A 22637-nucleotide genomic window follows, 5' to 3' on the forward strand; every position below is an offset into this window, starting at 1 on the left:
TATTGTTATTGAGAAGAGCAACACGAATGAAGGATGATTTAAGCTGCCTTATTCAGATCACGCGAGCCGCAGGTATCAACCTGATCAGTAGGCTGGCTAATATCCCGTGTAACCGGGTCTGGCTGAACAAACAAAAATAACAAGCTACCGAAAAGGTGTACCAAATGGCAAAGAGATCGATACTGATGCCTACCCTATGTCAAGCCACACCAGTGCGTAACAAACTCGCACAGAGTGTCACCCTTGCCATACTAACCACAACCCTCGCAAGCCCAGCGATGGCGGTCGAATTTAATCTTGGCGAGATAGAAGGACGCTTTGACTCACAGCTATCCCTTGGTTCCAGTTGGCGTTTAAATGACGCCGATGAGGGGCTGATATCAAAAGCGAACGGCGGAACCAGCGCGGGTTCTGGCTCTTATGATGATGGAACACAAAACTACTCTCAAGGCGATGCCTTCTCTACCGTATTCAAGGGCGTTCACGAGCTTGAATTACGCAAAGAGAATATTGGCATCTTTGTCCGCGGCAAATACTGGTATGACCAAGCACAGAGTGATGGCTCAGTCGACCACGGCCACATACCGAATAGCTATGCGGCTAACAGCTCGTTAGACGATAGTAGTTTCAACGATTACGCCAAGTTCTCCGGCGCTGAAGTTCTCGATGCCTATGTCTTTGGCTCATTCACATTAAACGAACAACCATTGGATGTAAGACTGGGCCGACAGGTGGTTAACTGGGGCGAAAGCACCTTTATTCAGGGCGGCATTAACGTCATTAACCCCTTCGATGTCAGCGCGTTTCGTCGTGCTGGTGCAGAGATAAAAGAAGGCTTACTGCCCGTCAATATGGCATTTGCCTCTTTGGGGCTCACCGACAATCTCAGTGTCGAAGGTTTTTATCAGCTTGAATGGGAAAAAACAGCAATCGACGGCTGCGGCACCTACTTTTCCACTAACGATTTTACGGCAGAAGGCTGTAACGGCATACGCGTCGTTTCACCCGCAATCCCCGCCACAGGAGCATCTTCAGACGACGCTTATTTCAATAACTTTGATGGTAGTGCGCCCTATAACACTGACCTTGTCGTCAACCGCGCCAATGATGGTATCAGAGAGCCGGATGATAGCGGCCAATTTGGTGTGGCATTTAGATATTACGCAGAAGAACTCAACAGCACTGAGTTTGGTCTTTATCTAGCACAATATCACAGCCGCCTTCCTCTGATTAGCGGCGTTAAAGCCGATCTAGCATCTGTGGTATCCATACCCAATAATGCAGGTGTATTCCAATCACAATACTTTATTGAATACCCAGAAGAGACCAAAATGATCGGGCTGAGCTTCAGCACCAGCCTAGGCGATATCGCTTGGTCCGGTGAAGTAAGCCATAAGATGGACGTGCCCGTGCAGATGAACGGCCCTATGTTAGTAGCCTCAATGCTGACCCTAGGTACTGCTGCTGGCAATCCAGCTAATGGATTAGTCTCTTCAACTGGTTTTGGCGATGATATTCATGGCTACACTATGTTCGATGTCACTCAGGTACAAACAACTTTTGTTAAATTTGTTGACCAAGTCATGGGCGCTAGCCGAATGACATTAATCGGCGAACTAGGCTGGACCCATGTACATGATCTCGATGAAAGCGCCACAGCCATTAAATATGGTCGAAACGGTATCTTTGGTTATGCTGCTGGTGACAACGATGGTTTTGTCACACAAGACTCTTATGGTTATGTCGTCCGAGCAAACCTTTCCTATCCAAACGCGATTTCCGGGGTTAACCTTAAACCTGAAATTAGCTTTAAGCAGGGCATTAAAGGTTACGGCCCTGAACCTGGATCTGCCTTTAATGAAGGTGAAAAAACTGTTTCTCTTAGCCTAACTGCCGATTATCTTAATCAATATCAAGTACAACTAGGCTATACCAACTTCTTTGGCGGTGACTACAACGCCATTAGTGATCGCGATTTTCTTTCTCTCAGTGCATCAGTCTCTTTCTAAGAGTTAAGGAAAATAGGAGAATTTATTATGACGTTTAAATCAACGGCACTGATCCTTGGCTCAGTGATGGGCTTGAGTTTCAGCCTGCAATCTATCGCGGCAGTGTCCGACGCTGAAGCGGCCAAACTCGGCCATACGTTAACCCCTCTCGGAGCTGAGATGGCTGGCAATGCCGACGGCACTATACCTGCGTGGAAAGGTGGTTTACCGGCTGGCGGGGAGCGTTTTAAAGACCCTTATGCCGGCGAGCAACCACTCATGACCATTACCGCCGATAATGCCGCCGAGTATAAACAACACCTGACCCCCGGTCAGCTCGCCATGTTTGCTAAATACCCCGACACCTTTCGGATGAACATCTATCCGACCCACCGCAGTGCCTCTCTGCCAGTGACTCAGTATGAGAATGCCCGCACCAATGCGGTTAACTCAGAACTCACGGATAACGGCAACGGCCTGAGTGCTAATACGCTCGAAGGTATCCCCTTCCCTATTCCGGGGAATGGTTTAGAAGCGATCTGGAACCACATGTCTCGTTACCGTGGTGGTTCATTGGAACGTACCTTTGTACAGGTGCCGGTGCATGAAAATGGCAACTTTGTACCCGTAAAAATCACCGAAAAGATGTCTTGGCCAAACTACCTAAAAGAGGGCCGTACCGAACAGGATGACAATATTCTCTTTTACTTCGTGCAGCAGATTAAAGCACCCGCACGATTAACGGGTAACGTGCTCTTGGTACATGAAGCACAAAATCAGATCGCTAAACCGCGTCAGGCGTGGATCTACAATGCTGGTCAACGTCGGGTACGTCGGGCTCCTCAGATTGCCTATGATGCACCGGGCACCGCCTCCGATGGACAACGGACCTCGGATAACCTCGATCTGTTTAACGGCGCACCGGATCTATACGACTGGAAGCTCGCGGGCAAAGAAGAGATCTATATCCCGTACAACAGCTACAAATTGGCTGACCGTGGGTTGAAATACACCGACATCTTACAAAAGGGTCATATGAACCCAGAGTTAGGTCGCTATGAGTTGCACCGGGTCTGGAAAGTTGAAGCCACGCTGAAAGAAGGTGCGCGTCATATCTATGCTAAACGGGTGTTCTATATCGATGAAGATACCTGGCAGGCAGCGGTTGTTGATCACTATGATGGCCGTGGACAACTGTGGCGTGTCGGTGAAGCCCATGAAATGCAGTATCAAGACGCTCAGGTGCCTTGGTTAGCCGCTGAAGTGCTTTATGATCTTCAATCCGGACGTTACCTTGTGGGTAGCCTGACCAATGAAGAGGGTGACGGTTTCGACTTTAACGCTCGCTTCAAACATAGCGACTTTACCCCTCAGGCGATCCGCCGAATGGGGATACGTTAATCCTGCTAACGGTAATCAACACTCAACCGTTGACCTGATTAGCCTGCATAAAACACTAAAGGAGCCATTGGCTCCTTTAATTTATCTAACATACGGATAAAATAGCCCGTCAGCATGGCGGGTGATATCCGCTCAGCGATCAATAGTGATGATGACTCCCGCGTGCTTGCACCGCCGCTGCCGTCCTTGCTCCCTGCTGCCAAGCGGCCAATGCCTCTTCACAACCGCTACAAACCCCCACGTTCAACTCCCGATCAACAATAATCCAGGTACATTTGCCATCATCCGTATCACAACTGTGATGATCATCACAGCCACACCCGATACAATGCGCTAACACCAATTCACTTTGCTTCATGAGTGTATCCCTCATTAGTTGTTTTATCCCTACTGCGGTGATTAATAGTAGATCAAACTATGTCACCCTGCCGTTCAACTAAGTGGTTAGAGAGAAAAACAGCCTAGGGACCATCAGCAGAGAACCTTCTCTCGATGGCATGCGCAGGATTTGAGTTTAAATATTGTTGGAGAATGATTGTTTGAGCACCATGCAGGGAACAGAGATCACCCGTCAGTTCGATGAGCACGGCCCTATTTATGTCTATGATGATGGCCCTTATCGCTACATGAGTTTTGGCTCTGGCGGCGAGCAGAGCCGTATCGATCGCAGTCGACCAGACTATCCGGTGTATCAGTATTTACAGGTCATGCTGTTAGGCTTGCTATATCAACCCGCGCCACAGCAGGCACTGATGCTAGGCTTAGGTGGCGGTTCACTGGTACACGCCCTGCTCAGCTATTCCGCCAACTTAGAGATCACGGTGGCAGAACTTAGACAACAGGTACTCAACACCGCAACCGAGTACTTTCAGCTACCAGACACCCCCAGACTCACCATTACCATTAGTGATGCGATGGAGTACCTGTGCCAGCAAAACAGCACATATGATCTCATCTTTACCGATCTATTTAGTGATACAGGCATGCAACATCAACAATTGCAGAAAGAGTATCTTGAGCAATGCTACCGCCTGTTAAGCGATCAAGGGGTGCTCGTGCTAAACCTTTGGGATGAAGGGCATGGCTATCACCCTCGGGCTAATCAGCAGCTTTCCGATCTATTCGGCGATAACTGGTTATGCTGCACCGTCGATAGCGGCAACCTGATCGCCTTTGGTTTCAAGGGCGGCAAGCCGGAATCGAACCCTAGGGCTCTACTGAACGGCGCCAAAAAGCTGGAAAAACGGTTAGGATTTCCAGCGCGAAAGTTATTAAACCGGATACGGGAATCGTGATCGCCGAGTGATTGAAAAGAAATACACCACTAAGGGTTAATTTCCCCGCATAATACTGGGATAATCTTCGACTATACTATTTGTTATTTCTGAGAGATTTACACATGCCTCTGCTAGATAGCTTTACTGTTGATCACACCCGTATGAATGCGCCAGCGGTTCGTGTTGCTAAGAATATGACTACCCCTCATGGCGACACCATCACTGTTTTTGATCTTCGCTTCTGCCGTCCCAACGAAGAGATACTCAGCGAAAAAGGCATCCACACCCTTGAGCATCTGTTTGCCGGCTTTATGCGTAACCACCTCAATGGCGATGACGTTGAAATTATCGACATCTCACCGATGGGCTGCCGCACCGGTTTCTACATGAGCCTAGTTGGTACACCCGAAGAGCAAAAAGTGGCTAACGCTTGGTTGGAATCGATGGATGATGTGCTGCATGTTGAAAAACAAAATCAGATCCCCGAACTCAACGAATATCAGTGCGGTACCTACCATATGCACTCACTGGAAGAAGCCAAAGCCATTGCTGACAACATTCGCCAACGCGGCGTAGGCGTGAACAGCAATGACGAGCTAAAACTGGACACTGAGTTCCTAGAAACTCATTCCTGATCACATCGATACCTGATTCAATCTCGGAGCCAAAGATATTAGGCTCCGTTTTATTTTACCTAGAGGCACAACCCCCATGGCAATGATCGGCCGGTTCAATAATCTGGAAGTGGTCAAACAAGTTAAGTTCGGCGTCTATCTTGACGGCGAAGAGCTTGGTGAAATTCTGCTACCTCAACGTTATGTACCAGAAAACACACAACCAGGTGACCGGTTAGAGGTCTTTATCTATCGTGATTCCGATGACATGCTCATCGCAACCACCGAGACGCCAAAGGCTCAGATTGGTGAGTTTGCCTGCCTGAAAGTCCTTGATCTTAACCGCACCGGTGCTTTCTTCGACTGGGGGCTACCGAAAGATCTACTGGTACCTTTCAGCGAACAGAAGAAAACCGTTGAAAAAGATCAAGAACAGATCGTCTACCTCTATCTGGATCAGGAAACCGACCGCATCGCAGGATCGACTAAGCTGAATAAGTTTCTCGACAACTATCCCCACAGTTATGAGAAGGGACAACAGGTTGATCTCATTATCGAAGAACACACCCATATCGGTTATAAGGCGATCATTAACGGCCAACACTGGGGCGTGATCTATGACGATGATGTTTTCAAACCGATACGTTACGGCCAGCGGATGAAAGGCTTTATCAAGCTGGTTCGCCCGGATGACAAAATTAACCTAAGCCTACAACAGCTAGGTTATGGCAAAACCGATGATCTCGGTAAACGCATTTTGCATCTGCTAGAAGATCATGACGGCTTTATCGCGGCGAATGATAAAACCTCGCCCGATGAGATCAAGCGTCTGTTCAGTTGCAGCAAAAAAGCCTTTAAGCTGTCGATCGGTCGTCTTTATAAAGAACGAAAGATCGCTATCGAAGAGAATGGCATCCGTCTTCTCACGAAGTAATCTCAGCATACCGTAATCATAAAAGGGCCTGCGCTTTCGCTGCGGCCCTTACCATATACAGGAAAACCCTGATAGACTAGTGCCTTTCTCCAAGGACACTATACTATGACTCAGGCCCTGATTATTGCCTCCGCCAAAACTGTCGATAACCACGGCTCTTTACAGCACTGTTTAACGCAGGAAGCCACCCTAAAACAACAGGGGCTCCGCATAACAGAACTGGTGATCGATCCTCTTAGCACCCCTTGGCACAGCAAACTACTGCCGAATCACTACCGCAGCGGCTGCGGCCCCATTGAAGCCCTAGCGGACGCTAAACTGCTGATTAACAGCGGTGCGACCGATGCCATCGTGATTAGCGGTGCCGACAACTTACGCAGCGGCTACGATCGCCAGCAACGGCTGGATCTAATGGCCGTCTATGGTAATGACTACCCGCTAACACAGGCCTATAACGAATTAGCCGAACAATTTATCCTGCGGCATAACAGTAGCCCTGAGCAATTTCGGCAGTTAGCCGATGACCTATTTGAAAACTATAAACGCCGTTATCAAAGCCTGACCACTGAGTTATCCACCCAACTGCCGGATGAACGCTGGTATAACCTAATTACACCGCTGTTTCGCGGTGTGGATTGTGCTAACCCGCTAATCGACTTTAGCGGCCGCTTATTGATCGGCAACCCAGCCGCCGCCAAAGCCCTCAACATATCCCCTCAGGACAGCATCGAAGTCGCTGCGGCAGGGCTAGGTTGTCTACCGGGTGATGGAAAAGACTATATCGAACAGATAGCCAGCTATGACCACCTCGAAAAGGCTTATCAATCTGCCTGTCAGCAAGCCGGCATCGACTTTGCTCAGCAGTTTCGTGACGGGCATGCCTTATTAGAAGTCTATACCTGCTATCCCGTTGTACCGATCGCTTTTTTACTGGCCAGCGGACTCGTGGATAACTTAGCGCAACTACCCGCCTTCCTCGAGCAACACCTAATTACCATTACCGGCGGTATGAATCTAGCTAAAGGGCCCTGGAACAACCCTGCACTCAATAACCTGATCGAGATGCACCAGCAACTGCTCGCCAGTGCAAACTGCCAGTTAGGCGCTGTACATGGCAATGGCGGCTTAGGTTATAAACAGGGTGTTGCTATACTCAAAAAGGTCGAATAACCTCGCTTATTCTCCAGTTTATGCTACTCGGCGAGCCTGTTGTGATTGCCAGTTCACACAGGCTTCGCCGCTTCATCCGTCCAGAGCAGCCCCTGCTATAACAGTTACCCACAACGCTTTTAATGCGCTCAATTCTGTTGATATCTCGGTTGATACTTTTGAATAACTTCCTCCAACTTACCCACAGACCTTAAACACAAGACGCCGTTTTCACTCTTTTTCACGCCAAAAAGCCAAAATAGAACAACCGGCTCCTCTTTTTGTTATCCACTGTAGCGTTCAAGATGCTTTAACCCATAGATAACACTTCAATGGACAGCATGCACTGAACAAAAGCGGACATAACAACCCATTTAATACACACGCCGAGGTTATCCCCTTATTCTGTGGATATCCTATGGGAAAACCTTTGCATAGCCACTGCGAAACCGGCGCAACCACCTATTAACACGGGTGTTTCAGAGTCGGGTTAGTTTCTATGCAATAAAATTACAAAAACTTATTGATAAGCATTCTCATTTGCATTAACATCAATCTCGCTCGTTAGAACAGACAGGTTGCTCTCACCTCACCGGTAATCTGTCTACGGCGGGAAGGCTGATTTGGCCAGCCCTCCCGCCTTTCTTTCGGGCATTGATAATTCATCGGTTATTCGATTTTTAGCCTGAGTGTTTATCTTTACACACTCACCACGAATGGCCGCTGGCATTGTCAGGCTCTTGTTAATATTCACCGGGTGCACACACCCGGTATTTTTTTCTTATCTCCGGTCATTTATTCGCTACTATATAGCCAACATTCACACAGACCGAGTACCCCATGCAACTGGACCCCATCCCTGCTAATAAGCACCTGATCTTTATCGGAGGTGGACATGCTCACGTCATCGCTCTACTGATGATGGCAATGGATAAACCCGCCGGTGTGCGTATCACTCTGATATCAAACTTAGTGCAAACCCCTTACTCAGGCATGCTACCGGGGTTAATTGCTGGCCATTACAGTTTTGATCAGGTGCATATCGACTTAGGACGCTTCTGCCGTTACGCCGGTATCGACTTTATTGAAGATGCTGTCACCGGCATTGATCCCGTCAACCGCACCGTCCAGTGTCTCAACCACCCTGATTTTAGTTATGACCTGCTCAGCATTGATACCGGCTCAACCCCTGCCCTAACCACCATCCCCGGCGCCAGTGAATTCACCACGGGGGTAAAACCGGTCAAAGAGCTACTCGACTACTGGGATGACCTGCAAGATCGCATCATGCAGGGGGATGACAACCAAGATATCCACATCGGTACCGTCGGCGGGGGTGCTAGCGCGGTGGAAGTACTGCTGGCCATGCAATATAAACTGCAGAAAATGCTCGGCAAACAACAACGCCGTACTAGCCATTTGCATTTCCACGTTATTTGCGGCCCACAACAGATCCTCTCGGCTCAGAATAAGCGGGTACAAAATCGCTATATCAGCGTATTAAAAGAGCGTCATATCGAGGTGCACACGGGCTTTCGGGTGGCGCGGGTTAAACAGGGCCGAGTGATCAACGCCGACGGGGAGAGCATTTCGCTCGATGAAATTCTGTGGGCCACGACGGCCCGTGGCGCAGACTGGCCGGCAAAAGCGGGGCTGGAGTGCGATGATAATGGCTGCATCCGAGTCAATGACTATCTGCAGTCGGTGTCCCACCCTGAGATTTTTGCCACCGGTGATATCGCCGATATGGTTAACTATCCCCGCCCCAAAGCGGGGGTCTTCGCCGTCCGACAGGGTGCGCCACTGCTGCGTAACCTTCAGGCCGCACTCTCAGGACAACCGCTCACCCGTTATAAGCCACAAAAGCAGTTTCTCAGTCTGATCAGTACCGGCGACCGCTATGCGGTTGCTTCACGTGGCCCCTTTAGCTTCGCAGGCGCTTGGGTATGGCGCTGGAAAGACAATATTGATCAAACCTTTATGCGCCGTTTCAGCGACTTAACTGAACTACCAGATCAAACACCCGGCGCGACACTGACTATCGAAAACCCCGACATGCGCTGTGGGGGCTGTGGTGCAAAGGTAGGACATAGCATCCTTAACCGAGTATTGAAACAGCTTCCCCGTCCAACAAACAATATTGAGATCGGTCTTAACCGCCCCGATGATGCAGCCGTCATCGATGTGCCTGCGGATAAGTTATTGGTACAGTCTGTCGATAGCTTTCGTCAACTGGTCAACGATGACTTTCTGTTCGGCCAAATCGCTGCCAACCATGCACTGGGTGATATTTTTGCCATGGGTGCCACACCCCATAGTGCTCAGGCGATTGTCAGTATTCCCCACGCTAGCGATGAGATTGTCGAACAACGACTGCGCCACCTCTTACTCGGTGCCAGCAAGGTGTTCAGCGACTGCAACATTGGTTTAATTGGCGGACACACCTCGGAAGGCAACGAACTCACACTGGGCTTTACCATCAACGGCCTTGCAGACCGTCAGCAGTTATTGACCAAACAGGGGATTCAACCGGGTGATCGATTAATCGTTACCAAACCTCTCGGTACCGGCACACTCTTCGCCAGTGATATGCGTAGCCAAGCGAAAGGGCGCTGGATCAGTCAAGCGTTGCAACATATGTTGCAATCCAACTACCGCGCCAGCCAGATCCTTTCTGCAGCGGGTGCCCACGCCTGCACCGACATCACCGGTTTTGGTCTGCTCGGCCACCTATCTGAGATGCTAGAGGGTTCAAATCTGAGTGTACGTCTATGGTTGGACAACCTACCGGTGATGGACGGTGCCTTAGCTTGCCTGCGTGCAGGACTGCTCAGCTCACTTCACCCGAAAAACAGACAATTTGACGCGTTAATTGCCAACCTCGATGACTTTGATAGCGAAGCGAACATCGAGCTGTTATTTGATCCACAAACAGCCGGCGGTTTGCTCGCGGCGGTGAGTGCAGATCAAGCTGATAAGGTGATCGCCGAGCTACAGGCGGCGGGTTATAGCGAAGCCTGCGCCATAGGCAGTGTGCGGCAAGATGGCAACACCCAAGTAGTGCTTAGTTAACCAGATGAAGATAATAACCGAGTCGGGTTAGAAGTAATCACCGATCGATTCGAGGTTTAAGGCATGGATATAGCGGTCAATCACTTCATTATCACCGCTAAAGGCTAGACCTGCCTGTTTCTCAGGGGACAGCGACTTCACTTTACAGTGCACTTCCGACGGTTTCTCATCAAACGGCAACCGCAGTTTCAGCAGACACTCTGTCTTCTCGCTGCGGGCTTCTTGCAAAACATCCAAATCCCCGCCTTCGGCCAGTTTTAACAAACCTCCACCGGTACTGAAGTTAATCACGATACCGCTAACCGTCGCATCCCCAACCACCAACTCAGCGGTAATCGCACAGGGGTAGCGCGGCTCTTTGCGCAAACTACGGGACTGAATATTATCCGGATAGCTGGTCATCAACAGACGGCCACCCTGCAGAAAGAGATCGATCACCTCGGATTCAAACGCATAAATCCGTCCATTCGAGATAATACGCATCACCAGCTTACGCCGTTTAGTGAAGGTATCTCTGTAGGTCAGTTCGTCGGAGCCCATACCGTTTTTAGATAACTGAGTCACCGACGGCAACCGCGTGATGATCACTTTACCGTCAATACCGAAAAAACGGGAAATATACTTAAAACAGCCCCCAGCATCACTTACCTGAATAACGCTATCTTGTTCAAGCGCGGGAAACTCATTCAATACGATATTTTCATTAGTGTAAGGCATCCAAGCACCATTAAAATCCAGACTAGCAATAAGGAAGAGAGAATAAATCCCATTTATTCTCAGCAGCACAACCTAGAAATCTGCCCATAAACTTCCCAAGTTAATACCACTACTATAGTCCCTCACTCCCCTACTTCACAAGCGCCACAGCTTCGACTCTAGCCTAATAAATAGGCCTTTTGTCAGCCCTATTTATATACACCTTTAGACAAGCGCGTGCCTTAGTGACAACCGATGTTATTTCCCTTAGCTTTTCAGTTTGGTTTCACTCCCTTCGAGTATTATTTCGCTATACAGTGACCCATGCGGAGATAACCAATGAAAACAAAGATAGCCATTTTACTAACCGCCTTAGCCGGTATTACCGTGCTGAGCGTGACCGCAGCACCCGATAAAATCGTACGCGCAGACTTGCAAAAGCAAGGGCTTAAAGTCGCCACTTTTGCCGGAGGTTGTTTCTGGTGTACCGAAGCCGGCTTCGAAAAGTTACCCGGCGTGAAAGATGCGATTTCCGGCTATACCGGCGGCAATAAAGTAGATCCAACTTATCGCGAGGTGTCTTCCGGCTCCACCGGTCATACCGAAGCGGTACAGGTTTACTATAACCCTGACGTGATTACCTATCAGGGACTACTGCAATCACTCTGGCGACAGATGGACCCAACCGATGGCAGCGGCTCCTTTGTTGATCGAGGCAATCAATACCGTCCAGGAGTGTTCTACCATAATGAACAGCAGCGTCTTATCGCTGAAAAATCGATGGCCGAGCTTGCAAGCTCAGGACGCTACAGCAAACCGTTAGCGACAGAACTAACCAAACTGACCGTCTTTTACCCTGCAGAGGATTATCATCAGGATTACTATCAGCACAACCCGATTCGCTACAAATACTACCGTTTTAATTCAGGCCGCGATCAGTACCTAGAAAAAACCTGGGGCGAAGATCTGCATCCCGACTTCACTCAGTTTGGTCGTGGTCAGCAACAGAAATCGGCGAGTCACGAGATGAAAGACGGCTCGGCTTATATGCATTTCGAAAAGCCGTCAGAACAGCAGCTGCGCCAAACCCTAACTGAGATACAATATAAAGTTACCCAAGAAGAGGGCACCGAGCGACCGTTTGACAATGAATACTGGGATAATAAACAGACAGGCATTTATGTGGATATCGTTAGCGGAGAGCCACTCTTCTCATCTAAGGATAAATATAAATCAGGTACTGGCTGGCCGAGCTTTACCCGCCCGATTACGCCACAGGCGGTGACTGAGCACAGCGACACACAGTTCTTCATGACCCGTACGGAGATTCGTAGCCCCTACGCGGACTCCCATCTAGGGCATGTATTTAATGACGGCCCTCAACCCAGCGGACTGCGTTACTGCATGAACTCTGCGTCGATGAAGTTTATTCCACTAGAGCAAATGGCTGCCGCAGGGTATGCCGAGCAACTCAGCCTATTCAAATAAAACAATGGCTCGGCGGTCGACACCGCTGAGCCCGCAACAAAAATAGGATAAACTGTCACTCACACCTATGAGGAGCAGCCATTTGTCCGCTTTCTATCGCTTAATTATCGCGCTGACACTACCGCTCGTGGCACAACAGGCGTTGGCTATACAACTAACCGACCCTCGATCAGCCGCGGTCTACCTGCAGCAACAGCGCCCTCTGATTAATGCCTGTCTGCAAGAAGCGCAAGCCAATACCCAACTCCCTGAGATTTGGGCTAGCCAAGCCTGCCAACAGCTATTAGCTCAGGACCCACAACTCAAAACCGCTTGGCAACTTATTTTACCGAATGGAACCACCCAAGGTTTGGCGCAGGTTCCCTATGGTCTACGCCAACTCACCGTCGATACCTATTCGGAATATAAACAGTTAGCGGAGAGAATCGCACAATTAAGTCGCTAAGCCGATTTAATTTCATTTTTATTGCAGCCCATCATCACTGCCATTTCGCCTGAAAAAACTATTAAATCAGACAGATAGCGGCATCCGTATTAAAGTCTGAAAAAAAACTAAATTTCAAGTCTTACCTTTGCCTTTCTGATCTCTATAATACGCCCTCTTTTTGCCAGCGGCTCTGGGTAATATCTTGATTATTTTCACCATCACCAACACAGTTTCCAAACAGGTTTATGTCGGTTCAACCCGAAGTGATATCGATAGTCATTGGGAGACGCTGCTGATTGCAGCCGAATCCGGTGTAGAGGCAGAACTCTACAATGATATTCGCGATGCAGGAGCCCAGAGCTTTGCACTCTCTGAATGGGGGTTCGCCGATAATCTCAGCGAAGCCCGTGAGCTTACCGCCGATGCGATCGAAACCTTCGATGCTAAAAGCTTGCAGGGGCTCATCACTAAGCCGAAACCCAGCAAAGTACACCGTCAGAGCGCTGCTGAGCGTAAAGCCGCGCTAGCGTTGCTGGAAGAGGCTGAACAGCAAGCATTGTTAAAGAGTGAAATTGCTAAACCAACAGGGGAAGCAGGCGAGACTCCGGCCACCGAAGCGGATCTCAAGCTGCTGGCTCGTAAGCGCGATGCCGAACTGGAAGCAAGAATCGTCCGTGAGCGTCAAGAAACGATGGCGATGAACAAAGTGCTTGCCGAGATGGAGTTCCGCAAGCGCAGTAAATCATCGAAAAATAAAGCCAAAAGCACGGGCATTAAAACCCCTAAAGCGACTTCTACAGCCCCTAAGCTTGCGGTAGGCAAAGTCTCTTCCGCTAAATTAGAAAAAGAGATTAAAGAGAAGATCGTTGAGGAACGGGAAGCCCGCGAGACCACGAAAATCTCTCGGCAAAAAGCTGAAGCCCAAGAGATGGCTGCCGTCATGGCACGAATTGACGCCCGCGCGCAGGGTATGCGAAAAACCGCCCCTAAGCCGAAGCCTAAATCGGCCATGCGTAGCAGCATGCCACTCTCGGTGAAAAAAGCACCTGAAGCGCTCAAGGAAACTCGGCTAGAGTTGGATCTGGACATCGCTAAAAAAGCCGAACTGACAGTGATGCAGCAGGAAAAAAGCCGTGCCGCGACCGGTCAACCGTTGACCGCCAAACCCTTTACCATGGCCCGCGTCAGCCAAAATACCGGCCAGAGTAAAGAGCAAAAAATAGCCCATACCATTGACCGCTACCGTAAAACGGCGACACCCGCAGTCAGCAACAAGGTGTATGGCCAGCAAGACCTGATCAGCTCACTACAAGCGCGTCTAGCACAACGCAACGGCAAGTAACCCCAGAGGCCGTTTAAGCCTGCTTCAAGGCTTATCTCTCTCGCTTTCCTGAGTCGATTAACGGTGATGGAAAGCGATCGCACAGATCGATAAAAAACACACTAAAACCGGCTTCAAGCTGTGGATAGTGAAGTGTCAATTCCTCACCGATACCATTGAACTCATGGCGAAAGCGAATCCGGCCCGCAATGCGATCCAACGCATACGCAACGCCGTCTAACTGTTGATAAGCCCGAAACCAATCGGTATCGACCAGTCGCTGAGTCACCTGCTGCATACGAGCGGGCATCAATGATTGACCCATGATTAGATCCTCATAGAGCGCCTCAATCACCTGATCCAGTGGAACATGACTAAACTGCTGCCAATGTTTAAGCATAAAGTGATCAAACAAGACATCCAGTGCAATACCCGAAAAGCGACGCCGCTGAGTGCTAAAATAGCGTTTCAGTTGAATCACCTCCGGATGTTGATCCGTAAACTGATCCACCCGCCGATGATTCATCAGCCCCTCGAATACCGCTTCAGGTAACGTCTGGATATCTACACCACGGGCAAAGTCCCCCAGCAGATTACCGACCCGGGATTGAACCGTCGGTTTAGCCAGCACTAGATGGGCAAAAAAATTCAAATAAAAAACCCCGAATATTGTGACAACAGATCACAGTATCCGGGGTTTTCAGTGACACAGCAAGCGGCTCTAAAGTAGCGCCAGTCTGCGAAAAACGCTTAGTTCAGACGTTCAAACACCGTTGCGATGCCCTGTCCCATACCGATACACATCGTAGCTAGCCCTAATGTGCCATCATTCTGTTCCATCACGTTCAGCAATGTCGTGGAGATTCGAGTACCAGAACAACCCAGCGGATGGCCCAATGCGATCGCGCCACCATTGAGGTTAACCCGTTCTTCCATCTGCTCGAGTAGCTTCAAGTTTTTAAGCACCGCCAGCCCCTGCGCCGCAAAGGCCTCATTGAGCTCAACATAATCGATATCGTCGATTCGCAGCCCTGCACGCTTCAACGCTTTCTGCGTTGCCGGTACCGGCCCAAACCCCATAATCGAAGGATCACACCCAGCAACCGCCATCGACAGGATCTTAGCTCGCGGCTTCAACCCAAGTGCCTGCGCTTTAGCCGCCGACATAATCAACATCCCAGAGGCACCATCAGAAAACGCTGAGGAGGTGCCCGCCGTTACCGTACCCACCTTAGGGACAAAGACAGGCTTTAACTGCCCAAGGGTTTCGACGGTCGTTTCGGGACGAATCACTTCATCCTGTTCAAGCAGCGATTTGAAGCCATTTTCATCATGACCTTCAACAGCAACGATCTCATTATCAAATCGTCCTTCACGACGGGCTTCATCGGCCAGACGATGAGAGCGGGCGCCAAAGGCATCCTGCTGCTCTCGGCTAATGCCGTTCATCTTGCCTAGCATCTCAGCCGTCAGCCCCATCATCATCGCCGCCTTGGCAACCTGGGTGCTCATCTGCGGGTTGATATCGATACCGTGTAGGATATCCAGATGGCCCATATGCTCAACGCCACCGACGATAAATTGATCGCCGTTGCCAGTCATAATGGCTTGGGCCGCGGTGTGTAACGCCGACATCGAGGAGCCACACAAACGGTTAACCGTCTGCCCAGCAACACTATGGGGCAAACCGGCTAAAACCGCCGCATTACGCGCAATATTAAAGCCCTGCTCTTTAGTCTGGTTAACACAGCCCCAAATCACATCCTCAATTTCAACAGGATTAACATTAGGGTTACGTTCCAGCAAACCGTTCATCACCCTTGCGGATAAAGCTTCAGCCCGGACATTCCGGAAGGAACCGCCTTTGGACTTACCCATTGGGGTACGCACCGCATCGACGATGACTACATCATTTGGATTCAGACTCATCTTCGATTCCTCCTTAGTTAGCTGTGTTATTTAAGTAAGTGGTGCCGGCGGCTGCCATCTGCTGCATCTGCGCAGTTGGCTGATATAAAGGCCCCAACTCAGCATACTTAGCCGCCATGTCACAGAATGCGGCCAATCCCATCTCATCAAGGTAATGGAACACACCACCCCGGAAAGGAGGAAAACCAATACCGTAAATCATCGCCATATCGGCTTCCGCCGGCGACGCAACAACACCCTCTTCCAAACAGCGAACCGTTTCGATACACAGCGGGATCATCATGCGTTCGATAATCTCTTGATCGTCAAACTCACGGCTAGCACCGACCACACCATCAATCAGGGAATCAACGGTATCATCCGGCAATTTTGCCTGCTTACCCTTACGATCTAATTCGTAACGGTAGAAACCCTTGTTGTTTTTCTGACCAAAGCGTTCCAGTGAGAACATCCGATCAATGATAGATTCGCCCTCATGGGACATACGCTCAGGGAAGCCCGCCGCCATCACCTCATCGGCATGATGGGCCGTATCGATCCCGACCACATCCAACAGATAAGCAGGCCCCATTGGCCAACCGAAGCGTTCCATCACCTTATCCACTTGACGGAAATCAGCACCGCCCTGCAGGAGACCGCTAAATCCGCCAAAATAGGGGAATAACACGCGATTGACTAAGAACCCTGGGCAGTCATTCACCACTATCGGGGTTTTACCCATGGCCGACGCATAGGCGACAGTGCGCGCGATGGTGGCATCTGAGGTTTTTTCACCCCGAATTACTTCCACCAGCGGCATCATATGCACAGGGTTAAAGAAGTGCATACCGCAGAAATTTTCGGGGCGCTTCAGTGATTTAGCCAAGGCATTGATGGAGATCGTCGAGGTATTCGACGCCAACACCGCATCATCGGCGATATGCTGCTCAGTTTCGGCTAGCACCATCGCTTTGACTTTTTGATTTTCCACTACCGCTTCAACCACGAGATCAACGGTGGCAAAATCGCCGTAGCTCAGGGTTGGACGGATACGGTTGATGGTGGTCGCCATCTTCGCCGCATCGATGCGACCCCGCTTAAGTTGACCGGCCAGCAGTTTATTGGCCTCATCCAGCCCCAGCTGAATCGCCGACTCATTGATATCTTTCATCAGGATCGGCACGCCTTTGGAAGCCGACTGATAAGCGACGCCGCCGCCCATAATACCAGCACCCAACACCGCCGCCTGCTTCACTTTTTCCGCTTTCGCTTCATAGCCTCGACTGACTTTTTTAACATACTGGTCTTTCATAAACAGACCCACCAGCGCTTTCACCACCGGACCGGAGGCCAGTTTAGCAACGCCTTGGGCTTCAGCCAGAATCGCTTTATCACGGCTCATGCCGCAGGATTTCTGGATGGTCTTAACCGCTTGTAACGGCGCAGGATAATGTGGCCCAGCTTTAGCACCAATCATCCCTTTCGCCGTTTCAAAGGCCATCATCTGTTCAATCTGATTCAACTTCACAGCGCTTTGTTTTACTGTACGTCGTGCCGCGTAATCAAACTTACCCGCCGCACATTGGCGCAACAGACTGATGCCAGCGTCGCGTACCTGATCCTGCTCAACCACCGCATCGACCGCGCCATCTTTCAGAGCCGCCGCCGCACGCTTTTCAACACCGGTACAGATCCACTCATGGGCATTATCAATACCGATAAGACGAGGTAAACGGACGATGCCACCCCAACCCGGATTGATACCTAGCTTCACTTCCGGCAGGCCGATTTTGGCGTTTTTACCCATCACCCGATAATCGGTCGCTAGACAGAGTTCAAAACCACCACCGAGCGCCAAACCGTTAATCGCTGTGACCGTTGGGCAAGGTAGATCTTCTACCGCATTGAAAATAGCGTGGGTTTCCAGCAAGCCGGCAATTAACCCTTCTTCGCCCTGACCGAATAGCGAACTGAACTCAGTAATATCCGCACCAACGATAAAGCTTTCTTTGGCACTGCTAAACAGCACCCCTTTGATATCTTCCACGGCGCCAAGTTGTGTCACCGCCTCTTTCAGCTCACCGAGGGTCAGCTGATTAAATTTATTCACTGGCTCATTGTTCAGATCAAATGTCAGCTCATAAAAACCGCTGTCGATCTCCTGAACCCGAATAGCCTTGCCTTCAAATTGCATGGTGCACTCCATACTCAGGATAATTATTGTTAGTCATAGTAAGGAACCTGACTCCTCTTCTGTACGCCGGACTGCCATATCAAAAAACAGGGAGATAAAACTACGTACAGCTCAGGCTTATTAATACTAGACTCAGATGATTTTCCAGCAATAACAAAAATAACCTTAATCAGTAACAAAATCGTTTATACAAGATATATATCGATATAAAACAAACAGTTATATAAAAACAGATAAATAACATTTTTGAGCAGACAGGGTTAAAGAAGAGGCTTTTTATTTTTTCAACGTCGATCGAGGGGATACCAGCTCGGACAATACCGGCCATTTCGTATCCGATTAAGCCAAATAACACTACAATGATCACTAACGCCGCAGCTATTTACTGATCACTCCATGCATTCAACTATTTTTAACAGCACACTATTTCACCCGCCACTTCGCTGGTTATCGCGCAAATTCCTTAACATGAAAGGCTGGCAGGTAGATTTCTCAGCGATTGAAGGGACCGATAAATGCGTGCTTATCGGTGCACCGCATACCAGTAACTGGGATCTCCCCTACGCACTCATGCTGGGATTTAGTCAGGATCTGCCGATCTATTGGATGGGGAAAGTACAGATTTTTAAGTTTCCGTTCCGACGCCTCATGATGTGGCTCGGTGGTATTCCGATTGATCGGTCGAAGTCGGTGAATGTTGTTTCGCAGGCCGCGGCTCGGCTGAAACAAGCGGATCAGCTCTATCTTGTCATCGCCCCTGAAGGCACTCGCTCCCAGGTCGATGAATGGAAAAGTGGTTTTTACTATATCGCCCATCAAGCCGGTGTACCGGTGATGGCAACCTATATCGACTGGCGCACTCGACGGGCGGGTATCTATACCGCCTATTACACTAGCGGTGACAGTGAAAAGGATATTGCCGAGATCAAGGCCCTCTATGGCGATCTTCTACTGCGCCATAAAGGCAATCAGTAACCTCTGCGCTAAGGGCCCTGTTCAGCTTATCGATCAAAAGCGGGAGAAGTCTGGCTCGCGCTTCTGCATAAAGGCCATCAATGCTTCACGGGCCTCTTCAGACTTCAAGCGCTCGGCAAACTGTTTCACCTCGGCCACCAGCACCGCCTCCAACTGAGACTGACTATGGCTACGCAGCATCGCCTTACTCTGGCGGACCGCCTCGGGAGCCAGTGCCGCTAACTTAGTCCCGTCGAGCAGCGCACGCTCGGCTAAGTCTTGTGCCGTTTCTACCCGATTGACTAAGCCCAATGTTTGGGCCGTCTCAGCACTGAATGAATCCCCCATCACCAGCAACTCAAAAGCACGTCGATGGCCGACTAACTGCGGTAACAAAAGACTAGAGCCGCCTTCTGGCACTAAGCCTAAGCGGGCAAATGGCAGTTGAAAACGCGCCTGATCACTGGCGATCACCATATCACAATGCAGCAGTATCGTTGTCCCGATGCCCACCGCCGCGCCAGGCACCACCGCGATTATCGGCGTTGCCAACGAGGCTAAGGTCTGTAAAAAGAACAGCGGCACTTTAATCGCATCTGGCTGGCTAGACGCCGCGATAAAATCAGCAATATCATTACCGGCACAGAAACTATCACCGGTAGAACCTAACATAATCACCCTGACCTCAGGATTTGCATCAGCGGCTAACATTGCATCGGTTAACCCCTGATACATCGTCAGTGTTAGCGCATTTTTTTTATCTGGCCGATTCATTAAGATCTGACAAATACGACCTTCAGTGGTGATTTTTAATATCTCGCTCACAGTGAGCTCCTATTTAATTCGGGTTTTTCTGAGCCGCATCGGCACTATCGGGATCGACGGGATTATAATAATCAGGCAGTAAAACGCTTATTACCTCACTGTTCTGCGCCCAACTATGACAGCTATTGATCATCAGCGGCGCGCCGAGCTCCATCACATCAGCGTCGATGCTCGGCCAAAGTGTCTGGACCGCCGTCGTTGCAACAACCGGTAGTAGCTCATTCAAATGAGTACAGCCGCGATGACCGCCCAACAGTGTTTTACACTGCCGCGACCACCCCGCACCAATACGGGTGCCCTCTAACTTTTTAAATGCGACCGTGATTTTAGGACAGAGAGGAAAAGGAGAGGCATCGATAAACGCCTCAACCTCATGGATTAAAAACTGCTGATCGAGTGTGACCCTTATACCCAGATCATGGAAAGGTTCACCCGCAGGGACTTCACCACGAATAGGTAAAGCCACTGTGTCGGTTTTTACATCGGTCATGCGCGCTTCGATATCCCACAGACCATCTTCCCTCTTAAAGCCACAACATTCGATACTACGACGGTGCTCTAGCGCCCGCCGCACCGGTTGAGAAAGTGCCATCACAACCTCCGGTATTAGGCAGCATGGCTACCGGTATTGTCTTTACGCAGACAGCGTCGTAGCACCTTACCTACATTGGACTTAGGCAGATCGTCAGTAAACTCAACGACCTTAGGCACTTTATAGGGGGTCAAACGCTCTTTACACCAGTCACGAATATCTTCACTGGTCAGTTCATCCTTAGCGACGACAAAGAGCTTCACCATTTCGCCACTGTGTTCATCCGGCAAACCTATCGCGGCACACTCAATCACCCCTGGATGCAAGGTGACAATATCCTCAATTTCATTGGGATAAACATTAAAACCGGATACATTGATCATATCTTTCGCCCGATCCACAATGCGGATATAGCCGTCTGTTTCAATGGTGGCCACATCGCCGGTAATAAAGTAACCATCATTGGTAAAACAGCTACGGGTGGCTTGCTCTTTCTGCCAATACCCGAGCATCACCTGAGGCCCTTTGACGCAGAGTTCACCCACTTCACCAACCCCGACCGCTTGACCATCAAGACCGATAATCTTCACGTCAGTCTCAGCCACCGGAGGTCCAATGGTACCGACCCGGATATTAGCCGGTGGGTTCATCGCCACCGCCGGAGAGGTTTCTGTCAAACCGTAGGCTTCAAGTATTTCACAGCCGGTCATCTCTTCCCAAGACTTCGCCGCTGACAATGTCAGTGCCATACCACCGGACAGGGTCACTTTCAGATGACTAAAGTCGATTTTGCTACTGTCTTTATGATTGCAGATCGCTACAAATAGCGTATTCAAGCCGATAAAGGCAGAAAACGCATGTTTTTGTAACTCTTTAACAAAACCACCAATATCACGTGGGTTGGCAATTAAAAGGTTATTACCGCCGAGTTCGAGCACCGCCATCGACAGGGTAAAAGCGTAGATATGATACAGCGGTAATGGTGAAACCACCGTTTCGGCCCAGTTCTCATCCGCATCAGAAATCAACTTGACCCCCTGTAAGAAATTCGAGATCAGGTTGGCGTGGGTCAGCATCGCGCCTTTAGAGATGCCTGTGGTACCGCCGGTATATTGTAAGACCGCAATATCACTGCACTGCTTAGCCACTAGCTGAGGCTTTTGCCCGGCCTTTTTCGCTAACGCTTGACGCAATTCAATCGCTTGCGGCAGATGGTATGCGGGCTCCATCTTCTTCACATATTTAGCGACCGAATTGATCAACAGCCGTTTTAACGGCGGATGCAGATCGGCAATTTGAGTGGTAAATACATATTTCAAACTGGTATTGGCAATAATTTTATCGACGTTATGGGCCACCCCTTTAAACACCACTAATGCTCTAGCACCGGAGTCTTTAAACTGGTTTTCCAATTCACGGGGGGTATATAGCGGGTTGGTATTCACGATCACCAAGCCGGCCTTTAACGCGCCAAATAAAATAACCGGATATTGATTGAGGTTCGGTAGTTGAATGGCAATCCGGTCACCCGGCTGCAAATCGGTTTCCTGTTGCAGATACACCGCAAACGCATCTGACAACCTGCCCAGCTCGGCATAACTCATCGCATACCCGAAACTGGTGAATGCGGGTTTAGTGGCATAATCACTGACCATCCGCGTCATAACGTCGGTCAATGTTTGATAGCCTCGTGGATTCAGACTTTCAGGAATCCAATCGCCGCGTGTTTTATGATCCATGTTCAGATCCCGTCCGTTGTTATTTTTTTTATCTTGTTTGGTCTAGGATTAACTGCTCAACCTATTTACTTCAGCATAAGTACTCAGATAAAAAAGTCGAATAAAATCAGCCACAATA

At 49.6% G+C, this 22637-nt stretch carries 19 protein-coding genes; 11 read left to right on the plus strand and 8 right to left on the minus strand.

Going from position 1 to position 22637, the window contains the following annotated elements:
- Window positions 1-164 precede the first annotated feature (164 nt).
- Entirely contained in the window at window positions 165-2009 is a 1845-nt protein-coding gene (locus tag EH243_RS05905) for a DUF1302 domain-containing protein (protein WP_241235005.1), read from the plus strand.
- 27 nt (window positions 2010-2036) lie between these two features.
- Window positions 2037-3389, plus strand: a complete 1353-nt coding sequence (locus EH243_RS05910; protein ID WP_126157719.1) for a DUF1329 domain-containing protein — start codon at window positions 2037-2039, stop codon at window positions 3387-3389.
- Window positions 3390-3528: 139 nt separating this feature from the next.
- Here EH243_RS05910 and EH243_RS05915 read toward each other — a convergent pair whose 3' ends face one another.
- The gene (locus EH243_RS05915; RefSeq protein WP_126157720.1) at window positions 3529-3747 is read right to left on the minus strand and encodes a hypothetical protein; all 219 of its coding nucleotides are present in this window, start codon (window positions 3745-3747) and stop codon (window positions 3529-3531) included.
- A 190-nt stretch (window positions 3748-3937) separates the two neighbouring features.
- Between EH243_RS05915 and EH243_RS05920 the strand changes: the two genes are divergently transcribed.
- The 5 genes from EH243_RS05920 to selD all read left to right on the plus strand — a co-directional run bounded on the left by EH243_RS05920 (window position 3938) and on the right by selD (window position 10435).
- On the plus strand, window positions 3938-4684 hold the full coding sequence (locus EH243_RS05920; RefSeq protein ID WP_241235010.1) for a spermidine synthase: 747 nt from the start codon (window positions 3938-3940) through the stop codon (window positions 4682-4684).
- 104 nt (window positions 4685-4788) lie between these two features.
- Window positions 4789-5301: an S-ribosylhomocysteine lyase gene (gene luxS / locus EH243_RS05925; protein WP_126157722.1), complete on the plus strand. Its 513-nt coding sequence runs from the start codon at window positions 4789-4791 to the stop codon at window positions 5299-5301.
- A gap of 76 nt (window positions 5302-5377) precedes the next feature.
- Window positions 5378-6214 (plus strand): CvfB family protein, encoded by an 837-nt coding sequence (locus EH243_RS05930; protein ID WP_126157723.1) that lies wholly within the window; start codon window positions 5378-5380, stop codon window positions 6212-6214.
- Window positions 6215-6319: 105 nt separating this feature from the next.
- Window positions 6320-7384: a hypothetical protein gene (locus EH243_RS05935; protein WP_126157724.1), complete on the plus strand. Its 1065-nt coding sequence runs from the start codon at window positions 6320-6322 to the stop codon at window positions 7382-7384.
- An 819-nt stretch (window positions 7385-8203) separates the two neighbouring features.
- Window positions 8204-10435: a selenide, water dikinase SelD gene (gene selD / locus EH243_RS05940; RefSeq protein ID WP_126157725.1), complete on the plus strand. Its 2232-nt coding sequence runs from the start codon at window positions 8204-8206 to the stop codon at window positions 10433-10435.
- A 27-nt stretch (window positions 10436-10462) separates the two neighbouring features.
- Here selD and EH243_RS05945 read toward each other — a convergent pair whose 3' ends face one another.
- Entirely contained in the window at window positions 10463-11152 is a 690-nt protein-coding gene (locus tag EH243_RS05945) for a PilZ domain-containing protein (protein ID WP_126157726.1), read from the minus strand.
- A 318-nt stretch (window positions 11153-11470) separates the two neighbouring features.
- On the opposite strand from EH243_RS05945, the gene msrB reads away from it, so the two are divergent.
- From msrB to EH243_RS05960, 3 genes are all read left to right on the plus strand, one after another.
- Window positions 11471-12619, plus strand: coding sequence for a peptide-methionine (R)-S-oxide reductase MsrB (gene msrB / locus EH243_RS05950; protein WP_126157727.1), 1149 nt, complete (start codon window positions 11471-11473; stop codon window positions 12617-12619).
- Window positions 12620-12701: 82 nt separating this feature from the next.
- The gene (locus EH243_RS05955; RefSeq protein ID WP_126157728.1) at window positions 12702-13064 is read left to right on the plus strand and encodes a hypothetical protein; all 363 of its coding nucleotides are present in this window, start codon (window positions 12702-12704) and stop codon (window positions 13062-13064) included.
- 184 nt (window positions 13065-13248) lie between these two features.
- On the plus strand, window positions 13249-14388 hold the full coding sequence (locus EH243_RS05960; RefSeq protein WP_126157729.1) for a GIY-YIG nuclease family protein: 1140 nt from the start codon (window positions 13249-13251) through the stop codon (window positions 14386-14388).
- Between the two features lie 31 nt (window positions 14389-14419).
- Here EH243_RS05960 and EH243_RS05965 read toward each other — a convergent pair whose 3' ends face one another.
- The 3 genes from EH243_RS05965 to fadB all read right to left on the minus strand — a co-directional run bounded on the left by EH243_RS05965 (window position 14420) and on the right by fadB (window position 18469).
- The gene (locus EH243_RS05965) at window positions 14420-15019 is read right to left on the minus strand and encodes an acyl carrier protein phosphodiesterase (protein ID WP_126157730.1); all 600 of its coding nucleotides are present in this window, start codon (window positions 15017-15019) and stop codon (window positions 14420-14422) included.
- Window positions 15020-15117: 98 nt separating this feature from the next.
- Entirely contained in the window at window positions 15118-16296 is a 1179-nt protein-coding gene (gene fadA / locus EH243_RS05970) for an acetyl-CoA C-acyltransferase FadA (RefSeq protein WP_126157731.1), read from the minus strand.
- Window positions 16297-16309: 13 nt separating this feature from the next.
- Window positions 16310-18469: a fatty acid oxidation complex subunit alpha FadB gene (gene fadB, locus EH243_RS05975; RefSeq protein WP_126157732.1), complete on the minus strand. Its 2160-nt coding sequence runs from the start codon at window positions 18467-18469 to the stop codon at window positions 16310-16312.
- Window positions 18470-18865: 396 nt separating this feature from the next.
- Between fadB and EH243_RS05980 the strand changes: the two genes are divergently transcribed.
- Window positions 18866-19444: a 1-acyl-sn-glycerol-3-phosphate acyltransferase gene (locus EH243_RS05980; protein WP_126157733.1), complete on the plus strand. Its 579-nt coding sequence runs from the start codon at window positions 18866-18868 to the stop codon at window positions 19442-19444.
- Between the two features lie 33 nt (window positions 19445-19477).
- Here EH243_RS05980 and EH243_RS05985 read toward each other — a convergent pair whose 3' ends face one another.
- Genes EH243_RS05985 through EH243_RS05995 form a run of 3 tightly spaced genes read right to left on the minus strand, consistent with a single transcriptional unit; the run spans window position 19478 to window position 22519 of the window.
- Entirely contained in the window at window positions 19478-20248 is a 771-nt protein-coding gene (locus tag EH243_RS05985) for an enoyl-CoA hydratase (protein WP_126157734.1), read from the minus strand.
- 13 nt (window positions 20249-20261) lie between these two features.
- On the minus strand, window positions 20262-20840 hold the full coding sequence (locus EH243_RS05990; protein ID WP_126157735.1) for a DUF2889 domain-containing protein: 579 nt from the start codon (window positions 20838-20840) through the stop codon (window positions 20262-20264).
- Between the two features lie 14 nt (window positions 20841-20854).
- Window positions 20855-22519, minus strand: a complete 1665-nt coding sequence (locus EH243_RS05995; protein WP_126157736.1) for an AMP-binding protein — start codon at window positions 22517-22519, stop codon at window positions 20855-20857.
- Window positions 22520-22637: the final 118 nt, after the last annotated feature.

Source organism: Amphritea opalescens (genome assembly GCF_003957515.1).
GTDB classification, from domain to species: domain Bacteria; phylum Pseudomonadota; class Gammaproteobacteria; order Pseudomonadales; family Balneatricaceae; genus Amphritea; species Amphritea opalescens.

Coding starts and splice junctions, on each gene's coding strand:
- EH243_RS05945 (WP_126157726.1), bottom strand. CDS start 11,152: ATGCCTTACACTAATGAAAATATCGTATTGAATGAGTTTCCCGCGCTT.
- EH243_RS05910 (WP_126157719.1), top strand. CDS start 2,037: ATGACGTTTAAATCAACGGCACTGATCCTTGGCTCAGTGATGGGCTTG.
- fadB (WP_126157732.1), bottom strand. CDS start 18,469: ATGCAATTTGAAGGCAAGGCTATTCGGGTTCAGGAGATCGACAGCGGT.
- EH243_RS05930 (WP_126157723.1), top strand. CDS start 5,378: ATGGCAATGATCGGCCGGTTCAATAATCTGGAAGTGGTCAAACAAGTT.
- fadA (WP_126157731.1), bottom strand. CDS start 16,296: ATGAGTCTGAATCCAAATGATGTAGTCATCGTCGATGCGGTGCGTACC.
- msrB (WP_126157727.1), top strand. CDS start 11,471: ATGAAAACAAAGATAGCCATTTTACTAACCGCCTTAGCCGGTATTACC.
- EH243_RS05980 (WP_126157733.1), top strand. CDS start 18,866: ATGCATTCAACTATTTTTAACAGCACACTATTTCACCCGCCACTTCGC.
- EH243_RS05935 (WP_126157724.1), top strand. CDS start 6,320: ATGACTCAGGCCCTGATTATTGCCTCCGCCAAAACTGTCGATAACCAC.
- EH243_RS05915 (WP_126157720.1), bottom strand. CDS start 3,747: ATGAAGCAAAGTGAATTGGTGTTAGCGCATTGTATCGGGTGTGGCTGT.
- EH243_RS05995 (WP_126157736.1), bottom strand. CDS start 22,519: ATGGATCATAAAACACGCGGCGATTGGATTCCTGAAAGTCTGAATCCA.
- selD (WP_126157725.1), top strand. CDS start 8,204: ATGCAACTGGACCCCATCCCTGCTAATAAGCACCTGATCTTTATCGGA.
- luxS (WP_126157722.1), top strand. CDS start 4,789: ATGCCTCTGCTAGATAGCTTTACTGTTGATCACACCCGTATGAATGCG.
- EH243_RS05990 (WP_126157735.1), bottom strand. CDS start 20,840: ATGGCACTTTCTCAACCGGTGCGGCGGGCGCTAGAGCACCGTCGTAGT.
- EH243_RS05920 (WP_241235010.1), top strand. CDS start 3,938: ATGCAGGGAACAGAGATCACCCGTCAGTTCGATGAGCACGGCCCTATT.
- EH243_RS05905 (WP_241235005.1), top strand. CDS start 165: ATGGCAAAGAGATCGATACTGATGCCTACCCTATGTCAAGCCACACCA.